The sequence below is a fragment of the Caldisericia bacterium genome, from assembly GCA_021158845.1.
Lineage (GTDB): Bacteria > Caldisericota > Caldisericia > B22-G15 > B22-G15 > B22-G15.
In genome coordinates this window covers 1-1,347 of record JAGGSY010000128.1, presented here as the reverse complement: position 1 = coordinate 1,347, position 1,347 = coordinate 1, and the positions used below count along the sequence as shown (strand labels likewise).

General features: G+C 36.9%; 2 protein-coding genes. Both read right to left on the bottom strand.

Translation table 11 applies throughout. The features are described 5' to 3' along the window. Positions 1-604 (bottom strand): hypothetical protein (locus J7J33_04745; GenBank protein MCD6168595.1); only part of this gene is annotated, 604 nt, incomplete at its 3' end. Between the two features lie 22 nt (positions 605-626). Beyond that, positions 627-1,316, bottom strand: coding sequence for a metal-dependent hydrolase (locus tag J7J33_04740; GenBank protein ID MCD6168594.1), 690 nt, complete (start codon positions 1,314-1,316; stop codon positions 627-629). Positions 1,317-1,347 lie beyond the last annotated feature (31 nt).

Sequence of the window (1,347 nt, the reverse complement as noted above, 5' to 3'; positions counted from 1 at the left end):
CTTTAAACCTTTCTTCTCTATATTTAATCCTCTCCTCCCTGTCTCTTTGAGATACATATGGAGAAGGTTTAACCCTTATTATTCTCTTCTCGCTGAATATAAATGGTTTTATAAGATTTTCTCTCTCCCCTTTTTCTTCAAAGAGGATGATAAAATCAGGGTTTATTATCTCAATCTTTGCCTCCTTTAGAATCTCTGCAACAGGTCCATCTACAAGCCCTGTGGTATCAACAAGAAGATGATCTACTCTATGTTTTTCAACTTCTCTAATGAGTTTTTCTGCACCAATAAGTATCTGTAGAAGATGCCCCTTTGGAGAGACAGAACCAACAAAGTAGAGTTTTTCAGGTTTTATCTCAGTTAGGGTTTCCACCTCTTTATTTGCTATACCAAATCCTACAGTGGTTGGAGGACCTATGCTTGATTGCCCAATATCAAGATCCAACATGCCAACTCTTTTTCCCTTTTTTATAAGAAAATTTAGAATGAAGAGAAGGAAGGTGGTTTTTCCAGAATCAGATGCTCCAATTACAAATAGTCTCCCCCCTTTTCTTTCAAAAACTTCACCTATCTCTATCCATTCCTCAGAAGGTTTTATCTCCATTATATTTGTGTAGATTTTGAATTTAATAACTCTCCCCCGGTTTTAGAACTATGCATCTTGAATTTGTCTCCTCTTCCACCCTTCTCTTAAACTCCTCTGGATCCTTCTCTATAACCGGAAATGTGTTGTAGTGCATAGGGATCACCACATCTGGATTTATAAGTTTAACTGCATATACTGCATCATCTATATCCATTGTGTAGTTTCCTCCAATGGGAAGGAGAGCCACATCTATTTTATTCCTCTCTCCTATAAGTTTCATATCCATGAATAGACCTGTATCTCCAGCATGGTATATTGTTCTATCCTTAAGCTTTATCACATATCCACACGGATTCCCTGTATAGATTATTTCACCATTCTTAATTACTGCTGAACCATGATGAGCAATGGTCATTATAAGTTTTCCAAACGGAAAGGTAAAACTTCCACCAATATGCATCGTGTGAACATTCTTTACTCCCTCTCTTTCTATATATGTCCCAAGTTCAAAGGGAGCAATAACTAAAGCACCACTCCTCTTTGCAATCTCTACTGTATCTCCAAGATGGTCTCCATGACCATGGGTAACAAGTATGAATTTTGGGTTAACCTCATCAGGTTTTACAGGAGAGTTAGGGTTTCCAGATAAAAATGGGTCAATAAGAATTTCTCCAGATTCACTTTTAATTAAAAATGCCGCATGTCCAAGATATGTAATTATGCTCCTCATTCCTATCACCTCCAGATTAATTATACAATTT

Coding starts and splice junctions, on each gene's coding strand:
- J7J33_04740 (MCD6168594.1), bottom strand. CDS start 1,316: ATGAGGAGCATAATTACATATCTTGGACATGCGGCATTTTTAATTAAA.